Source organism: Lysinibacillus sp. G01H (assembly GCF_028872195.1).
GTDB lineage: Bacteria > Bacillota > Bacilli > Bacillales_A > Planococcaceae > Lysinibacillus > Lysinibacillus capsici.
Window position 1 is genome coordinate 3071374 of record NZ_CP118397.1, and the last position, 17127, is coordinate 3088500.

A 17127-nucleotide genomic window follows, 5' to 3' on the forward strand; every position below is an offset into this window, starting at 1 on the left:
CTATTCCTCCATCTCTTTATCTGTTTGTCTCACAACAATGCGTGAGCCTTCAACTTTAATAATTTCTACATGTTGATTGACATCGATATAGCCACCTTCTGAGACAATATCAATGCGTTCACTACCAAGTACCATTGTTCCAGATGGACGAAGTGGCGTAAGCGTTTTCCCAATTTTCCCTAACAGTTCTGTGCGATTCACATTGGATACATACCCTTCTTCTGTCGTGGTTGCATCCATTAACACAAGCCTGTTTAAGACATGCAGTTTTTTTCCGAAAAATTTCATCAGAATCACCATTCCTATCATCGCTATCACAAGCGCAATGAGAATTGCTACTATCATTTGCATCATATTTGCACCTGCCAGTATCAGACTTAGTACTATTAAGACACCACCTAAAATACCAACAATTCCACCAGGGACAAAAAACTCTGCAATTAAAAGGGCTAACCCAACAATAAATAACAATAATGTTTCATATCCCGCAAAGCCGGCCACCATATGTCCAAAGAAAAATAAACCAAGTGCTGATAAGCCCATTATACCTGGAACACCAAATCCTGGCGAATAAAGCTCCATCACAAGTCCTAAACTAGCGATAGACAATAGAATAGGTACAATGATGGGATTTGTAATAAAACGAGCTAATTTTTCAGAAAAGGTCGGTTCAATGGGAACAACATCACTACCATTTAAGTTGGTTACGTCTAAAAGCTCCTGAAAATCCTTAACCGTCCCTTCAGAATATTTAACCTTTAATGCTTCTGAGGCAGATAGGGTTAACAAATTCTTTCCGCCAGCACGGTATTCTGGTAGTTCATAGTTGGTATCTGCCATTGCTAATGCATACTTAGGGTTGCGCCCTGACGTTTCTGCTGCTGCTTTCATTTGAGCAAGCCAAGCGCTATTAGCCTTTAGGTCGGCCGCATTACCTGCTGAATCGATAACTGCCGCTGCACCGATTGTTCCATTTGGAACCATGTAGATCTCATCCGCATGTAAGGCTAAAAAAGCTCCTGCTGAGTGCGCATCCTTATTAATATAAGCAATCGTCCTTATTTGCGTTGCATCCATAAGCATGGCGATATCATTTGCCGCATTCACAAAACCGCCAGGCGTATGTATTTCTAAGATAATCGCCTCTGCATTGTTTTCTTCAGCCTCTTTAAAAGCTCGTTCTAAAAATGCATGAAGTCCTCGTTCTACTTCATTATGAATCAGAACATGATAAACCTTATTACTGGCAAAAGCCGAAGTTAATGGAAACGCTAACAAAAAAGTCATCCATATCACTAGTAAATAGCTGAGGATTTTCCGTTTTCGCATCTTTTCCCCTCCCTTCTAACATGCCTCTCCTCTGTATATACGGTCAATCATGCGAAAAGTTTCACAAATCTTAAAAATTTATTCACTTATTTATCACTCGATCTAATGCAATTAACAACAGTATGTGCAAAAAAGCCGAATGAATCAAAGTGATTTCATTCGGCTTTTTCATATGTACGTAAAGTTGAGCAATGTAAAATACCTGAAATTAATCAAAAATGTGATTAATTTCAGGTATAACTTTGTCTGCTCAGTGAATCATACAATTGCGTGTTATGAACGTAGGGATTTTTAATGGGAAATTAAATTACCACTTACGTTTACGTGCAGCTTCTGATTTCTTTTTACGTTTTACGCTAGGTTTTTCGTAGAACTCGCGCTTTCTAACTTCTTGAATTGTACCACTTTTTGATACAGTACGTTTGAAGCGGCGAAGAGCATCTTCAAGCGATTCGTTTTTGCGAACGACAGTTTTTGACATCTCTCTTTCCCTCCCTCCGAACACACGTCAATACACAATTAGGCAAATTACCTTCTGTTGTGTACTAAAAAATTATATCGTATTGTCTAATAATGGTCAATAGAAAGTATGCGAAATTATCAAGTGAATTTTTGGTTTTATTTTTGCTCGAATTATTCATACAGAAATCGCCCACAATAAAAATAATTACATTTTCCTAACAATTAAGGGGTTTACAAAAAATAGAATAAGGGCGTAGAATAATCACATTCAATTTCATATCGGCCAAATCTCAACTATTTGAGAACGGAGGAACCAATTTTTTGGGGTTAATTCTGCTTTAGCAGAAGGGATGAGAAAGCTCTTTCGCCATCCTACCCGTCAGCTAACTTCGTCGGCTAAAGCGAAGGAGGTCGTTATTGACCACCATTATTAGCATGCTTTCTGTCATTTTCATGCTCTTATCGTAGGTCTTTTTATTATGCCATTTAACAAACAGTTGTTTACTATTCAGAATTGAGGAAAATAAAATGAACAATTTTAAAAAAGCATTAAACCCTCCAAAAGTTCTCGTATTGGGCTTTGCTCTCATTATTGCCATAGGGACGTTTCTTTTAACAATGCCATTTTCTACTGAGGATGGGAAGGGTTTGCCCTTTTTAGATGCTTTATTCACTGCTACATCAGCTACTTGTGTCACTGGATTAATTGTAGTTGATACAGGTGATACCTTCTCTACTTTTGGAGAAGTGGTTCTTTTATTCTTAATCCAAATTGGCGGTTTAGGATTTATGACATTTGCCACATTATTATTTTTACTACTTGGGAAGAAAATTTCATTAAAAGAAAGACTGCTGCTTAAAGAAGCATTTAATAATATCTCCATAGCTGGTCTTGTTCGATTAGTAAAAAGAATATTGCTTTTTACAGCATGTATTGAAATAATCGGTGGTCTTATTCTATCCATTCGTTTTTCTTTTGATATGCCTATTGGAAAGGCCCTGTATTTTGGATTTTTTCATGCCATATCCAACTTCAACAACGCTGGCTTCGATTTAATGGGTGGCTTTAACGGAATGACTGCCTATGTTGATGACCCCTTTGTTGTTTTCACCATCTGTGCTCTTATTACAATCGGTGGATTAGGCTTTATTGTTATGAATGAATTGTATGAATATCGTGTGACTAAAAGGCTTTCTGTCCATTCAAAAATAGTCTTAGTAACCACACTTTTGCTAACTGCTAGTGGAACCATTTTGATATTTTTGTTTGAGTATGGCAACCAAAAAACACTTGGATCATTATCCGAATGGGGTAAAGTGTTAGGTTCCCTTTACCAAGCGGTTACACCACGAACTGCTGGCTCCAATACACTGGCTATTGGAGACTTAACGCATTCTACATTATTTTTAATGATCATTTTCATGTTTATTGGGGCAGGCTCTGGGTCGACTGCTGGAGGTATTAAAATCACAACCTTTGCTGTTTTAGTGGCTACTATGTGGTCACAAATTCGAGGGAAAGAAGATGTCGTTCTCTTTAGACGCAGGATTTTAAATGAAACAATTTTAAAAGCTATGACTGTGGTCATGTGTGGTATGTTCATTGTTGTATTTGTTACCATCATCCTCAGCATAATAGAACAAAAACATAGCTTCATGATGTATTTATTTGAGGCAACATCAGCTTTTGGAACGGTCGGACTTTCAATGGGATTAACACCTGAACTTACACCAGGTGGCCGGGTTTTAATTATTTTAACTATGTTTGCGGGTAGATTAGGTCCCTTAACTATTGCCTTTGCCATTACAAAACGTCGAAAATCAGAAGCTTTCCGCCACCCAAAGGGGAATATAATGATAGGTTAGATTAGAAGAAGGAGTTGTTAATTAAATGGCTATTAAACAATACGCCGTAATCGGCTTAGGTAGATTTGGCACAAGTGTCGCCCGCAGATTACATGAAGCTGGACAGGATGTTTTAGGCATCGATATTAGTGAGGAAAGAGTTGAAGATGCAGAACCTTATGTAACCCATGCGGTAGTAGCAGATACAACTGAAGAGAAAGCTTTAACATCCATTGGCATTGGAAATTTCGATTGTGTTATCGTGGCGATCGGTAACGATATGCAATCCAGTATATTAACTGTATCGTTATTAAAAGAATTAGGGATCAAAAAAGTGATTGCAAAGGCACTTGGAAAAAGGCATGGACAAGTGTTGGATAAGGTAGGTGCTGATTGGATTATCTATCCTGAAAGAGATATGGGCGAAAGAGTAGCAAATCAGTTACTATCACCTAATATGTTAAATTATATAGAATTATCAAAAGAGTACAGTTTAGAAGAAATCATGATCCCTTCTAAAATGGCAGGATATAATCTTCGGGATCTAGATATTCGAGCTAAATATAACGTCAGTGTGATTGCGATTGTGCGCGAAGGGGAAATAATAATTTCCCCTTCTCCTGAGCAAATTATTGAAAAGGAAGATTTATTAGTAATGATTGGTCATCGAAAAGATCTTACTTTATTCTCAAATATTCAATAACCACAAAAAGGCTGTGTCAAGTTCACCTTGATACAGCCAGCCATAGTTGTCTTAGAAAACTTTCTTTTGATCTCTATCATCTTTTAAAATTTCAACAGCCTCTCTAAAGCGCTGGGAATGAACAATTTCCCGTTCACGTAAAAACTTCAAGCTATCATTTAAGTCCGTGTCATCTGATAAGTCAATAATCCATTGATATGTGGCACGTGCCTTTTCTTCAGCTGCTATATCCTCATACAGATCCGCGATAGGGTCACCCTTTGCTTGAATATAGGTTGCTGTGAATGGTACACCTGAGGCGTTTTGATAGAATAGAGCCCGATCGTGATTTACATAATGATCACCCAAACCAGCTTCTTTCAGCATTTCTGGTGTGGCATCTTTTGTTAGCTTATAAATCATCGTGGCAATCATTTCTAAATGTGAAAATTCCTCTGTTGCTATATCGGTCAATAACCCTACTACTTTGTCAGGAATCGTATAACGCTGATTCATGTAGCGTAGAGCTGCTGCCAGTTCCCCATCCGCTCCTCCATATTGTTCAATTAAAAACTTTGCAAGCATTGGGTTACATGTACTAACTTTTACCGGATACTGGAGTTTCTTTTCATAATACCACAAAGATTTTTCCTCCTAGTCTTTTGTTTAGACTTGCCATGGCCATGGTGTATCAATCCAGTTAAAAGGATAATTTGAATAGCTTCTCCCAAAATTCATGAGCGGTCCATATTTTTGCTCAAAATCAATTTTAAGTTTCATACTTTTCTCTGTATTTTCATTAAATTGCTGAATGGCGTCATAATCGTGTGGATGAGTGTCTAAATAGAGGTTTAATTCAACAATGACGAAATCAATTGCTTGTATTTCTTCTAATTGCTTATAAAATTCGGGCGGCATCTTTTTAGTCATGCTTCCTCCCTCCTTTTAGGGGAAATGGGTATGGGCTAAACAACTGTGGCCATAGTGTTCCTGCTATTAGCGCTTCTCTTGCGGTTGGAAATTGTGGAAGTCCAGGTGGTTGAAAACCCATATATAGCTGTGGGGGTGTTGCATAATACTTAACTTCTATAGGCTTACAAGGATCAAAGGGGCTAATATAGGGCCTCCAAGACTTATACTGTGTAAACATGACATCCTCCTTTCTGTATTTACATTCATCAGTGGAGTATATGTGCATAGAAAATTATTATGCTGATTAAACACAAAGAAGCCATAAGCTCACGTCAATGTACACATGAGCTTATGGCTCTATAAAAAGATAAAATTAATAGTTGGAGTCGGCAATTAAACCATTCATAATAGCTACACCAGAGCTAGCCCCAATACGAGTCGCACCAGCTTCTACCATTTTTTTCATGTCCTCTAAGCTACGAACACCACCTGATGCTTTTACGCCAAGATCTGGACCTACAGTTTTACGCATAAGCGCGATATCCTCTGCTGTTGCTCCACCAGTAGAAAAACCTGTAGATGTTTTCACATAGTCAGCACCCGCCGCTACAGCTAATTCACATGCTTTCACTTTTTCCTCATCTGTTAGTAAGCATGATTCAATAATGACTTTTACAAGTGCGCTATCTTTAGCTGCTTCTACTACTGCTGCGATATCTGCTTGTACAAGCTCATAGTTTTTATCTTTTAATGCACCGATATTAATAACCATATCTACTTCTTTTGCACCGTTAGCAATGGCATCTTTTGCTTCAAATGCTTTGACTGCTGGCGTATTGGCACCAAGTGGGAAGCCGATAACCGTACAAACTAAAACGTCTGTACCCTGTAGTAATTCACTGCTACGTTTTACCCAAGTAGGATTTACACAAACAGAAGCAAAGTTAAATTGTTTAGCTTCTGCACATAATTTTTCAATTTGTTCTTTTGTTGCCTCAGCCTTTAATAATGTATGATCAATCATACGTGCAAAATTTTTTTCCATTGTTGAACGCTCCTTCATTAAACAAGATGTACGTACCTCTTCGAATCATACCACTTTTTCATGTTGGCGTCTAATATCTTTCTATTTTATTAGTTTGGCTCAATTCAATTCCTACTATGACATAGATATGCCAATTTATTCGAGTATTTCCCTCCTCCTGAAGCAACAAAAAAGGATTGCCTCCAACCGTTAGCAATCCTTTTCATATTAATTAACTGTTTCTAAAACACGAACAAATTGACCTTGTGAGTGTGGATAGCCTGCTTGTGTAATTTTTACTTTGACAAGCTGACCAATGAGACTTTCAGGCCCTTCAAACACTATTTTTAAGTAATTGTCTGTATAACCAGTTAGAAGCCCTTCTTCTTCACTGCCATCATGGACAAATTCTTCAGGAATCACTTCTAATACTTGGTCTTCAAAACGAGAGGCATATTCTTTTGCCAATTGATCATTTAAAGAAATAAGGCGATGCACACGCTCATTTTTAATATCTTCATCAATTTGATCTTCCATACGTGCAGCTGGTGTTCCTGTACGTGGAGAGAATGGGAATACGTGTAGTTCAGAGAACTTATGATCACGAATAAAGTTATACGTTTCCATAAACTCTTCATCTGTCTCACCTGGGAAACCAACAATGACATCTGATGTGACGGCTAAATCAGGCAATGCCTCATGTAGTTTCGTTAAACGTTCACCGAAAAACTCCATTGTATATTTACGACGCATACGTTTTAAAACCGTATCAGATCCAGATTGGATAGGTATGTGTAAATGATTAACAACAATTTTAGATTCTCGAAGAACTTCAATGACTTCATCTGTCAATTGACTAGCCTCAATAGATGAAATACGAAGGCGCTTTAAGCCTTTTACATTGGCTTCTAAATCACGTAGTAGCTGTGCAAGATTATAATCTTTTAAGTCTTGTCCATAGCCACCCGTATGAATACCCGTTAAGACGATTTCTAGGTAGCCAGCGTCAACTAGTTGCTGTGCTTGATGTAATACTTCCTGTGGATCACGAGAACGCATTAAGCCGCGTGCCCATGGGATAATGCAAAAAGTACAGAAGTTGTTACAGCCTTCCTGTATTTTTAATGAAGCACGTGTACGGTCTGTAAATGCTGGTACATCTAATTCCTCATATACACGATTTTTCATAATATTACGTACGGCATTAATCGGTTGGCGTTCTGCACGATATTGCTCGATATAGCCCAACAATTTTGTACGATCCTGCGTTCCTACAACAATATCAACGCCAGGAATCGCCATAATTTCTGCCGGGGATGTCTGCGCATAGCATCCCGTTACACAAATAACCGCATCAGGATTTTGACGCACTGCACGACGAATCACCTGACGAGATTTCTTATCTCCAGTATTGGTAACTGTACAAGTATTAATGACATAGACGTCTGCTTGATGATCAAATTCTGTACGATCATAGCCCTCTTCCTTGAACAGTTGCCAGATTGCTTCTGTTTCATAATGATTTACTTTACAGCCAAGTGTGTGAAAAGCCACTTTTGACAAGGCTGAACACCTCTTTCATTCAAATTCATAGGATATGGCAGACAGTGCGTATAATGGCGCTGTTTCTGCTCGTAAAATTCTCGGTCCTAATGACATCGTTTGAGCGCCTGCTTGTAATAGCGCTTCCGACTCTTGACGAGAAATGCCCCCCTCAGGACCAAAGATAATAAGCATTGATTTCGACTTCTTATCATACACGTTTTTTAGCTTCTCCGCAAACCTTGTGCGCTTTTCAGCCTTTGCATCCTCTTCATCAGCAATAAAAACGGCATCGAAATGATCTGTTTGTTGTACTAGCTGTTTAAATGATATGGGTTCAAAAACTGTTGGAATATGCGTACGGTGAGCTTGTTCCGCAGCTTCCTTAGCAATTTTCTGTAATCTTTCTTGCTTTTTTGCTCCTTTTTTCTTGTCCCATTTTACAATGGAGCGCTCAGCTTCAAAGGGTAATAAAGCAAACATTCCTAGCTCTGTGGCTTTTTGGGTAATAAGCTCTAGCTTATCACCCTTCGGTAAACCACATGCTACAGTTACTTGAATGGGTAACTCTGGGGAAGGGATTGTTTGTCCAGTCGCTTCAATGACGACCTCATCCCCTTCAAATCCTTCAATTGTGCATATATGCGCAGTGTTTTGTGCAACAACTACAATGTTGTCGCCTTGCTTCATACGCATCACTCGTTCAATATGCCGTGCATCTTCTCCACTAATACGTGCATTTTCGATAGCTGTTTCAATAAAATAACGTTGCATGCCACACAGTCCTTTCTAGCAAGAAAGGAAAACGCCAAATCACAAGCACACGGCTCACGATTTGGCGCTTCCTCAGTCATGTTATAGTGGACGACGGGCAATAATGGCTACCCAATCTTCCATTAATAATACTTCTTCAATCACAAAGCCTGAAGCTTCTAGTGCTACTTTCACATCATCTCGTTTTGCACCGATGATGCCCGAAGTGACATATAATCCACCTGGTTTTACAATTGTATACGCGTCATCTGTGAAGGACATGATGATTTCAGCCAAAATATTAGCGACTACTACATCTGCTGGTTCTTTTACAGTATCTAATAAGTTACCATGGAACACTGCTACCTTATCTTCCACTTTATTTAATGCTACATTTTCTCGCGCTGAACGTACAGCAACCTCATCTAAATCAAGCGCATGCACACTTTTTGCACCAAGTAATGCTGCACCAATAGACAATACGCCCGATCCTGTACCGATATCAACAACTGTATCCCCTTCTTTAATGACCTTTTCAAGTCCTTGTAAACACATTACCGTTGTTGGGTGGGTACCTGTACCAAATGCCATACCAGGGTCTAATTCAATAATTAGTTCATCTGTTGAAACAGGTGTATATTCCTCCCATGTCGGTACGATAGTAAAGCGTTCAGAAATCTTAACAGGATGGTAGTATTGCTTCCAGGCAGTTGCCCAATCTTCTTCATTGACTTCGACAATGGATACCACATTTTCACCGATATCAATGTTAAAGTTCGTTAAATTTGTGATAGCTGCTTTTATTTCTTCGACTGTTTCATTTAAAAAACTAGACTCCGATAAATAAGCTTTAACAATCACGCCATCTTTCGGAAAATCATCTTCATTTAGCGCATAAATTTCACCATATTGATCTTCACGTGGCTTCGCAAACTCTGCAGAATCTTCGATGACAACACCACTCGCACCTGCTTCATGCAAAATATTCGAAATTGCTTCTACCGCATCATTTTTTGTATGAATGGATAATTCTGACCACTTCACGTAGCTCTTCAGCTCCTCTAATTATTCACCTTGGAATTTTTTCTTAATTTTGTCGAATAGTGAACTACCTTGTTCTTCAGGGATATCGCCACTGATTTCTGCAAATTCTCGTAATAATTGCTTTTGTCTTTCCGTTAATTTTTCTGGTGTCATCACTTTTACTGTCACATACTGATTACCCATACCATAACCATGAACATTTTTAACACCTTTATCTTTTAGACGGAATTGAGCACCTGACTGTGTTCCAGCCGGAATACGTAATTTTACTTTCCCATGGACTGTTGGTACTTCAATTTCATCCCCAAGTGCTGCTTGAGGGAATGTTAATTTCAACTCGAAGTAAATATCGTCTCCATCTCGTTCGAAATCCTTGTGACCTTGAACGCGGAACATAATATATAAATCCCCTGCAGGTCCACCGTTTATACCTGGTTCACCTTGACCAGATACACGAATTTGCTGTCCATCATCTACACCTGCTGGGATTGTCACTTTAATTTTCTTACGTTTTTGAACTTTTCCTTCTCCACGACAAGTCGTACATTTTTCTTTAATAATTTTACCTGTCCCATGACATGTTGAGCATGTACGACGGTTCATCATACGACCAAATGGTGTATCCACTGCTTGATTGATTTGTCCTGCACCTTTACATGTCGAACATGTTTCTGGTTGCGTGCCTGGTTTTGCTCCTGAACCGTGACATGTTTCACACGTTTCATCTTTTGGGATTTCTATTTCTGTTTCTTTTCCAAAAATAGCTTCCTCAAATTGGATGTTCATACGATATTGCAGATCATCCCCTTTACGTGGAGCATTTGGATCCTGACGGCGACCACTTCCGCCAAAGAATGAACTGAAAATATCCTCGAAGCCGCCAAAGCCGCCCCCTCCAAAGCCACCACCAAAACCAGCATTCGGATCCTCATGACCAAATTGGTCGTAGCGTGCTTTTTTCTGGTCGTCACTTAATACTTCATATGCTTCAGCGATTTCTTTGAATTTTTCATCTGCGCCTGCCTCTTTATTAAGGTCAGGGTGATATTGTTTTGATAATTTACGATATGCTTTTTTAATCTCATCTTTTGTAGCCGATTTTGTTAAACCAAGCACCTCGTAATAATCGCGTTTCTCCATGATTCACACTCCGCTCTGTTTGCATAAAATCTATTGTAACATGCAGTTGAAAAAACTGCCTCATTTTTTCGATTAAAGGTTCTATAAGTTCCAAAAATGAAGATACTCACTTCCTAGCAGCTAACGTATGCAACTAGCCTATAAATGGTGCATTTACGTGAAGTGACCTCACATCATGACAAAAGCCAAAGCCGCAAGCGGTCTTTGGCTTTTTCACTTAACTGTGTTACTTCTTATTTATCGTCTTTTACTTCTTCGAATTCAGCGTCTACAACACCGTCATCTTTTTTACCAGCGCCAGTGTCTGCACCTGCATCGCCACCTTGAGCTGCTTGAGCAGCTGCTGCCGCTTGTTCGTAAACTTTCATCACTAGTGGCTGTAATACGCCTTCTAGTTTTTCTTTCGCTGCTTTAATACCTTCTAATTCACCAGCTTCAAGCGCTTTTTTCAATTCATCACGAGCATCTTCAACAGATTTTTTCTCGTCTTCCGTAATTTGCTCACCAAGGTCAGCAATTGTTTTGTCTACTTGGAATACTAATTGGTCTGCTTCGTTACGAAGATCTGCTTCTTCTTTACGTTTAGCATCTGCTTCGGCATTAGCTTCAGCGTCTTTTACCATGCGTTCAATTTCGTCCTCTGATAAACCAGAATCAGATTGAATCACAATTGTTTGCTCTTTGTTCGTACCAAGATCTTTTGCTTTTACAGATACGATACCGTTTTTATCAATGTCGAATGTTACTTCGATTTGAGGCACACCACGTGGTGCTGGTGGAATATCTGCTAATTGGAAGCGACCTAATGTTTTATTGTCAGCTGCCATTGAGCGTTCACCTTGTAAAACATGAATATCTACTGCTGGTTGGTTATCAGCTGCTGTAGAGAAAACTTGAGATTTTGAAGTAGGAATAGTTGTGTTACGGTCGATTAATTTTGTGAACACGCCACCCATTGTTTCAATACCAAGTGAAAGAGGTGTTACGTCAAGTAATACAACGTCTTTCACATCACCTGTTAATACGCCACCTTGTACTGCAGCACCCATTGCAACAACTTCGTCAGGGTTAACACCACGGTGTGGCTCTTTCCCTGTTTCTTTACGTACTGCTTCTTGTACTGCTGGAATACGTGTAGAACCACCAACTAAAATAACTTGGTCAATTTCAGAAGTTGACAGACCTGCATCAGATAATGCTTGACGTACTGGTCCTACTGTACGATTTACTAAAGGTAAAGTAATTTCATCAAATTTTGCACGAGTTAAAGAGATTTCTAAGTGTAATGGACCTGCTTCACCAGCTGTAATGAATGGTAAAGAGATTTGAGTTGATGTTACACCAGATAAATCTTTTTTCGCTTTTTCAGCTGCATCTTTTAAACGTTGCATCGCCATTTTATCTTTTGATAAGTCAATGCCATTTTCTTTTTTGAATTCAGCTACTAGATATTCGATAATTGCGTCATCGAAGTCATCTCCACCTAGTTTGTTATCACCAGCTGTAGCTAGTACTTCAAAGACACCGTCACCTAACTCAAGGATAGACACGTCAAACGTACCGCCTCCAAGGTCAAATACTAATACTTTTTGATCTTGATCTTGTTTATCTAATCCATAAGCAAGAGCTGCAGCAGTTGGTTCGTTGATGATACGCTCTACTTCTAGACCTGCGATTTTACCAGCATCTTTAGTTGCTTGACGCTGTGCATCGTTAAAGTAAGCAGGAACTGTAATAACTGCTTTTGTCACTTTTTCCCCTAAGTAGTCTTCAGCATAGCCTTTTAAGTATTGAAGAATCATTGCTGATACTTCTTGTGGCGTGTAGTCTTTATCTTCTACTGTTACTTTTTCAGCCGTACCCATTTTTGATTTAATAGAAATGATTGTGTTAGGATTTGTTACTGATTGACGTTTCGCCACTTCACCAACTTGACGTTCACCATTTTTAAAGGCAACAACAGATGGCGTTGTACGGTTTCCTTCTGGGTTTGGAATTACTTTTGGTTCTCCACCTTCAAGTACAGAAACGCAAGAGTTTGTTGTTCCTAAGTCAATACCAATAATTTTGCTCATTAAAATTTCCTCCTATTATGTCAACGCAAGGGATGCGTTTTCTAACTAATTTTAATTGACTAAATAGTGCAAAGACTATTCGTTCACAGATACCATTGTTGGGCGTAATACACGATCCTTTAAGATATATCCTTTTTGTAGTTCGCGTAAGACGATACCCGTTTCTTTTTCACTATCTTGTTCTTGCATAACAGCTTGGTGAATTGTTGGATCAAATTGCTCACCTTCAGCTTTAATCACTTGCAGACCTTCTTTTTCTGTTGCTTCAATTAAAGAGCGATACACCATTTCAATTCCTTTAATGATCGATGCAGTCTCTTCAGAAGTTGTCTCTACTTGTAAAGCACGTTCAAAATTATCAAGGACTGGTAATAGATCAGATAGTAAGCTTTGGGCGCGATACTTTTCAGCTGCCTCACGGTCTAACTGATTACGACGGCGCATATTATCGAAGTCAGCACGTAAACGTAGGTGACGATTTTCTTCGTCAGCCAGCTTTGCTTGCAGTTCAGCCAGCTTAGCCTCATACTGTTCTTCAATTGATAACTCTACTTCTTCCTGAACTTCTGTTTGCTCTACTTCCTCAGTTGTCGTTTCAGCTTGTACATCTTCTTGTACTAAATCTTTGTTTTCCGTTGTTTCCGTCACTTGAATCCTCCTCATTATCATTCACTACGATTCTTCATAAAGGCTTGTGTTAAATCCAAGCGCATTACGTCTAATAAAGCCACAACACGCTTATAATCCATACGTGTAGGGCCAATAATAGCAATGGCTCCCTGTTGATCATCACCAATAGAATAGGTAGTGGTAATGACACTGCAATTTTCCATTTCTAGTTGTTTATTTTCTGAGCCTATCCGAATATGAATACCTGATTCATTCGGATGGAAAAGTGACTGCACTTGGCTAGTCGTCTCCATCAAGTCCAAAATCATCCGGACTTTATTTAAGTCATGGAATTCTGGTTGGTTGAACATATTCGTTTTCCCACCATAGAAAATTTTACTTTCTGAATTATGCATTGTTGCTGTGATAAGTGCGCGAATAAAATCATCCGCTGACCGAACATGTTGCTGTAACACGGCTAGCACTTCAGCTTCAAGGCTTTTATGGAGATCTTCTAATGAAACTCCAATAAGGCGATCATTTAAGATATTCACCATTTTCTCTAAATCAGAAGCGGTAAAGTCAGGTGGTAGATTGAACATGCGGTTTTCTACATGCCCATTATTCGTCACGATAATCGCTACTGCTGTGTCGCTGGAAAGAGGGACAATTGAAAACCGTTTAACACGATGCCTTTGGACATCAGGTCCTAAAAGTATGGAAGTATACGATGTCAACTCTGATAAAATATTGGCTGACTTTCGGATAATATGCTCTACTTCTACTAGTCGATCATTAAAAATTGATTGAATTTGTTGAATGTCCTTAGAATTAATACCTTGAGGACTCAACAAATGATCTACATAAAATCTGTAACCCTTTTCCGAAGGCACTCGACCAGAGGAGGTATGCGTTTTTTCTAAAAAGCCTAATTCCTCTAAATCCGCCATTTCGTTTCGAATAGTGGCTGGACTAAATGTAATCCCTTGTTTTTTGGAGATTTGGCGAGAACCCACCGGCTGCGCAGACACAATAAAGTCGTCTACAATGACTTGCAATATCTGTAACTGCCGATTTGTTAGCATGATTATCACCTCTGTTAGCACTCAACTAAGAGGAGTGCTAATACTATTATTAAGTTATCAAATCCCACATTTTATGTCAACGATATCGCTCAATCTTCTAGCAAAAATTGTTGAAATACTTCATTGCCCACAAAACGTCCTTTTCTCGTCAAGCGTACCCCAAGCTCATCCTGTTCTAAAAGCCCCTTTGACACTAGATCTTTTATTACCACATCATAATGGGCAGACATAGGTGTTTTAAATTTCTCTTCATATATAGAGTGCATAACACCCTCTGTTTTTCTTAGCCCTAAAAACATTTGTTCTTCTCTTTTTTCCACTTGTGATACTTCATGTGCGTGGACAATTGGTAGCTCATTTGCTTCCACAGCTTCCATATACTTTTTTAATGGACCGTGATTGGAATAGCGTATACCTGCTAAATACCCATGAGCCCCTGCGCCAAACCCCGCATATTCATCATTATCCCAATAAATCTTGTTATGCTCTGAACGATACCCAGGCTTTGCAAAATTACTAATTTCGTATTGTTGAAGCCCATGTAAGGCCATTTGTTGCATCAGCACATCATACATATCCGCTTCTAAATCTTCTGTCGGTAAATACAGTTTCCCTTTAGCGTACTGATTATAAAAAATCGTTTTGGGTTCTACAATAAGAGAATAGGCAGAGAAATGTGGCAAATCAAGAGTAAAAGCTTTGGCTAATGAATCCTTCCATTGCGCCATTGTTTGCCCAGGTAAGCCATACATTAAATCAATGCTGATATTACGGAAGCCAATTTTCCTAGCCAAGGCGATTGTTTCATAGACATGATCATTACTATGAGTGCGTCCAATCTTCTGTAGCAATCCCTGGTCAAAAGATTGTACCCCCATGCTTAAACGATTGACACCACCGTCGAACAACACCTGCAATTTGGCTGCAGACAATTCATCTGGATTTGCCTCTGATGTAAATTCTGTCACACTATTCATTGGAATATACGTATGAATAGACGTTAGTAGTTTGTCCAATTGCTCAGGCGATAAAGCTGTCGGTGTTCCGCCACCAAGAAAAATCGTCTCGATGTTACGGAATTTTTCAGGATGTTTTTCTGTTGTCAGGGCCATTTCCTTTCCAAGCGCTTCTATATATTCATCCACTGGTTGATTTTTAAAATAAAATTTATTGAAATCACAATAATTACAGATTTGATGACAGAAAGGAATATGAATGTAAACACCTCGTGCCATAGCAATCCCTTCTTTCGCGTTAAGTCTTTTCCATTTCTACATTATAACGAATCGATAGAAGGAACGCTATGAAACCATTCAAGTGAGCTTACATATATTTTTCTCAAATGTTTTTCTACAAACAACAAACTAGTATGCCAAAGAAATTCCTCTAGCCTACTAGTTAACAAGTGTTTCTTACAAAGGTATTATCGAAATATATCTTATGCTTTTATCCCATTGAATAACGTCTCTATAATGAGCGTTGCTGCCGATTTTTTTGCAATAGTTCCTTCTTGAACCTGCTGCCACGTTGTAAACAGTAAAGAATAAAGTACATTTAGCATCCATTCACTATCCATATCCAGTCGCAAATAGCCTTTAGACTGCAATGATTTTATTGTGCGTCGAACAGGCTCTTTTAACTGATCCTCAGCTTTGATGACAGAAAGGAATATGAATGTAAACACCTCGTGCCATAGCAATCCCTTCTTTCGCGTTAAGTCTTTTCCATTTCTACATTATAACGAATCGATAGAAGGAACGCTATGAAACCATTCAAGTGAGCTTACATATATTTTTCTCAAATGTTTTTCTACAAACAACAAACTAGTATGCCAAAGAAATTCCTCTAGCCTACTAGTTAACAAGTGTTTCTTACAAAGGTATTATCGAAATATATCTTATGCTTTTATCCCATTGAATAACGTCTCTATAATGAGCGTTGCTGCCGATTTTTTTGCAATAGTTCCTTCTTGAACCTGCTGCCACGTTGTAAACAGTAAAGAATAAAGTACATTTAGCATCCATTCACTATCCATATCCAGTCGCAAATAGCCTTTAGACTGCAATGATTTTATTGTGCGTCGAACAGGCTCTTTTAACTGATCCTCAGCCGCCAATAATTCTGCATTGTAATTTAAAGAGCATTCATGCGCCAAAAAATAGATTTTATCTCCTAAAGGAATCAAAGCCTCAACAAGTTCCGGAATATATGCTTCATCCTCTTCTGCCACAACTATTTGACTCATTGTTTCATCTACAACTTGGACAGCCCTAAAACTGAGTTGAAGCATCAATTGCTCTCTGTTGTCAATGTAACGGTGTAGTGTGGCAATACCTACACCAGCATAACTAGCAATATCATTTAAAGAAGCAGTTGGATTTTCCACAAGGAGTTCTGTCGCTGCATCTAAAATAGCGTTACGTCTTGCTTCTTTGGTTGCTGATCTAGAATTCTTCATCAACTATCACTTCTTTCTAATCTAAAATAAACTAGATAGTTTTTACTATCATTTGCTACAATTGTAGACCACAGAAGGCACGATTTCAACCTTCCACAAATTTCTATGAGAGATAGAAATAAGCTACTCTTGCCTGTTGAAAGAGTAGCTTTTGATGTATTAAATTA

General features: G+C 38.7%; 18 protein-coding genes and 1 riboswitch. Of the genes, 2 read left to right on the forward strand and 16 right to left on the reverse strand.

The window, feature by feature from the left end:
- Positions 1-1329: an NfeD family protein gene (locus PSR12_RS15630; protein WP_221680074.1), complete on the reverse strand. Its 1329-nt coding sequence runs from the start codon at positions 1327-1329 to the stop codon at positions 1-3.
- Positions 1330-1636: 307 nt separating this feature from the next.
- Positions 1637-1810, reverse strand: coding sequence for a 30S ribosomal protein S21 (rpsU, locus tag PSR12_RS15635; RefSeq protein ID WP_004227078.1), 174 nt, complete (start codon positions 1808-1810; stop codon positions 1637-1639).
- A gap of 252 nt (positions 1811-2062) precedes the next feature.
- Positions 2063-2204, forward strand: a riboswitch (cyclic di-AMP (ydaO/yuaA leader).
- A 115-nt stretch (positions 2205-2319) separates the two neighbouring features.
- Between rpsU and PSR12_RS15640 the strand changes: the two genes are divergently transcribed.
- Together PSR12_RS15640 and PSR12_RS15645 are read left to right on the forward strand one after the other, a co-directional pair.
- The gene (locus PSR12_RS15640) at positions 2320-3657 is read left to right on the forward strand and encodes a TrkH family potassium uptake protein (protein ID WP_221680073.1); all 1338 of its coding nucleotides are present in this window, start codon (positions 2320-2322) and stop codon (positions 3655-3657) included.
- 25 nt (positions 3658-3682) lie between these two features.
- The gene (locus tag PSR12_RS15645; RefSeq protein WP_221680071.1) at positions 3683-4339 is read left to right on the forward strand and encodes a potassium channel family protein; all 657 of its coding nucleotides are present in this window, start codon (positions 3683-3685) and stop codon (positions 4337-4339) included.
- A gap of 51 nt (positions 4340-4390) precedes the next feature.
- Here PSR12_RS15645 and PSR12_RS15650 read toward each other — a convergent pair whose 3' ends face one another.
- The 14 genes from PSR12_RS15650 to PSR12_RS15715 all read right to left on the reverse strand — a co-directional run bounded on the left by PSR12_RS15650 (position 4391) and on the right by PSR12_RS15715 (position 16960).
- Positions 4391-4960, reverse strand: coding sequence for a manganese catalase family protein (locus PSR12_RS15650; protein WP_004227065.1), 570 nt, complete (start codon positions 4958-4960; stop codon positions 4391-4393).
- Between the two features lie 24 nt (positions 4961-4984).
- Positions 4985-5248, reverse strand: a complete 264-nt coding sequence (locus tag PSR12_RS15655) for a spore coat protein CotJB (protein ID WP_016994107.1) — start codon at positions 5246-5248, stop codon at positions 4985-4987.
- Complete coding sequence (locus PSR12_RS15660) at positions 5241-5468, reverse strand: spore coat associated protein CotJA (protein ID WP_221680069.1); 228 nt, start codon at positions 5466-5468, stop codon at positions 5241-5243. The genes PSR12_RS15655 and PSR12_RS15660 overlap by 8 nt, the downstream gene beginning before the upstream one ends.
- Before the next feature lie 135 nt (positions 5469-5603).
- Complete coding sequence (deoC, locus tag PSR12_RS15665) at positions 5604-6275, reverse strand: deoxyribose-phosphate aldolase (protein WP_009373827.1); 672 nt, start codon at positions 6273-6275, stop codon at positions 5604-5606.
- 207 nt (positions 6276-6482) lie between these two features.
- On the reverse strand, positions 6483-7817 hold the full coding sequence (gene mtaB / locus PSR12_RS15670) for a tRNA (N(6)-L-threonylcarbamoyladenosine(37)-C(2))-methylthiotransferase MtaB (RefSeq protein WP_274769657.1): 1335 nt from the start codon (positions 7815-7817) through the stop codon (positions 6483-6485).
- A gap of 15 nt (positions 7818-7832) precedes the next feature.
- On the reverse strand, positions 7833-8570 hold the full coding sequence (locus PSR12_RS15675) for a 16S rRNA (uracil(1498)-N(3))-methyltransferase (RefSeq protein ID WP_221680067.1): 738 nt from the start codon (positions 8568-8570) through the stop codon (positions 7833-7835).
- A gap of 81 nt (positions 8571-8651) precedes the next feature.
- Positions 8652-9593: a 50S ribosomal protein L11 methyltransferase gene (gene prmA, locus PSR12_RS15680; RefSeq protein WP_004227050.1), complete on the reverse strand. Its 942-nt coding sequence runs from the start codon at positions 9591-9593 to the stop codon at positions 8652-8654.
- Between the two features lie 21 nt (positions 9594-9614).
- A complete protein-coding gene (gene dnaJ, locus PSR12_RS15685) occupies positions 9615-10733 on the reverse strand; it encodes a molecular chaperone DnaJ (RefSeq protein WP_221680065.1) in 1119 nt (372 codons plus the stop codon).
- A gap of 233 nt (positions 10734-10966) precedes the next feature.
- Complete coding sequence (gene dnaK / locus PSR12_RS15690; RefSeq protein WP_221680063.1) at positions 10967-12808, reverse strand: molecular chaperone DnaK; 1842 nt, start codon at positions 12806-12808, stop codon at positions 10967-10969.
- Positions 12809-12883: 75 nt separating this feature from the next.
- Complete coding sequence (grpE, locus tag PSR12_RS15695) at positions 12884-13456, reverse strand: nucleotide exchange factor GrpE (RefSeq protein ID WP_004227038.1); 573 nt, start codon at positions 13454-13456, stop codon at positions 12884-12886.
- 17 nt (positions 13457-13473) lie between these two features.
- Positions 13474-14502 (reverse strand): heat-inducible transcriptional repressor HrcA, encoded by a 1029-nt coding sequence (gene hrcA / locus PSR12_RS15700; RefSeq protein ID WP_004227036.1) that lies wholly within the window; start codon positions 14500-14502, stop codon positions 13474-13476.
- A gap of 89 nt (positions 14503-14591) precedes the next feature.
- Positions 14592-15737, reverse strand: a complete 1146-nt coding sequence (hemW, locus tag PSR12_RS15705; protein WP_257520202.1) for a radical SAM family heme chaperone HemW — start codon at positions 15735-15737, stop codon at positions 14592-14594.
- Between the two features lie 203 nt (positions 15738-15940).
- A complete protein-coding gene (locus PSR12_RS15710) occupies positions 15941-16201 on the reverse strand; it encodes a hypothetical protein (RefSeq protein WP_274769662.1) in 261 nt (86 codons plus the stop codon).
- A 198-nt stretch (positions 16202-16399) separates the two neighbouring features.
- Entirely contained in the window at positions 16400-16960 is a 561-nt protein-coding gene (locus tag PSR12_RS15715) for a TetR/AcrR family transcriptional regulator (protein ID WP_221680060.1), read from the reverse strand.
- Positions 16961-17127: the final 167 nt, after the last annotated feature.

Excerpts from the sequence above, each read along its gene's own strand:
- deoC (WP_009373827.1), bottom strand. The coding sequence starts at position 6,275 with ATGGAAAAAAATTTTGCACGTATGATTGATCATACATTATTAAAGGCT.
- PSR12_RS15630 (WP_221680074.1), bottom strand. The coding sequence starts at position 1,329 with ATGCGAAAACGGAAAATCCTCAGCTATTTACTAGTGATATGGATGACT.
- PSR12_RS15640 (WP_221680073.1), top strand. The coding sequence starts at position 2,320 with ATGAACAATTTTAAAAAAGCATTAAACCCTCCAAAAGTTCTCGTATTG.
- PSR12_RS15675 (WP_221680067.1), bottom strand. The coding sequence starts at position 8,570 with ATGCAACGTTATTTTATTGAAACAGCTATCGAAAATGCACGTATTAGT.
- PSR12_RS15655 (WP_016994107.1), bottom strand. The coding sequence starts at position 5,248 with ATGACTAAAAAGATGCCGCCCGAATTTTATAAGCAATTAGAAGAAATA.
- hrcA (WP_004227036.1), bottom strand. The coding sequence starts at position 14,502 with ATGCTAACAAATCGGCAGTTACAGATATTGCAAGTCATTGTAGACGAC.
- hemW (WP_257520202.1), bottom strand. The coding sequence starts at position 15,737 with ATGGCACGAGGTGTTTACATTCATATTCCTTTCTGTCATCAAATCTGT.
- PSR12_RS15645 (WP_221680071.1), top strand. The coding sequence starts at position 3,683 with ATGGCTATTAAACAATACGCCGTAATCGGCTTAGGTAGATTTGGCACA.
- PSR12_RS15660 (WP_221680069.1), bottom strand. The coding sequence starts at position 5,468 with ATGTTTACACAGTATAAGTCTTGGAGGCCCTATATTAGCCCCTTTGAT.
- dnaJ (WP_221680065.1), bottom strand. The coding sequence starts at position 10,733 with ATGGAGAAACGCGATTATTACGAGGTGCTTGGTTTAACAAAATCGGCT.
- PSR12_RS15715 (WP_221680060.1), bottom strand. The coding sequence starts at position 16,960 with ATGAAGAATTCTAGATCAGCAACCAAAGAAGCAAGACGTAACGCTATT.
- dnaK (WP_221680063.1), bottom strand. The coding sequence starts at position 12,808 with ATGAGCAAAATTATTGGTATTGACTTAGGAACAACAAACTCTTGCGTT.
- rpsU (WP_004227078.1), bottom strand. The coding sequence starts at position 1,810 with ATGTCAAAAACTGTCGTTCGCAAAAACGAATCGCTTGAAGATGCTCTT.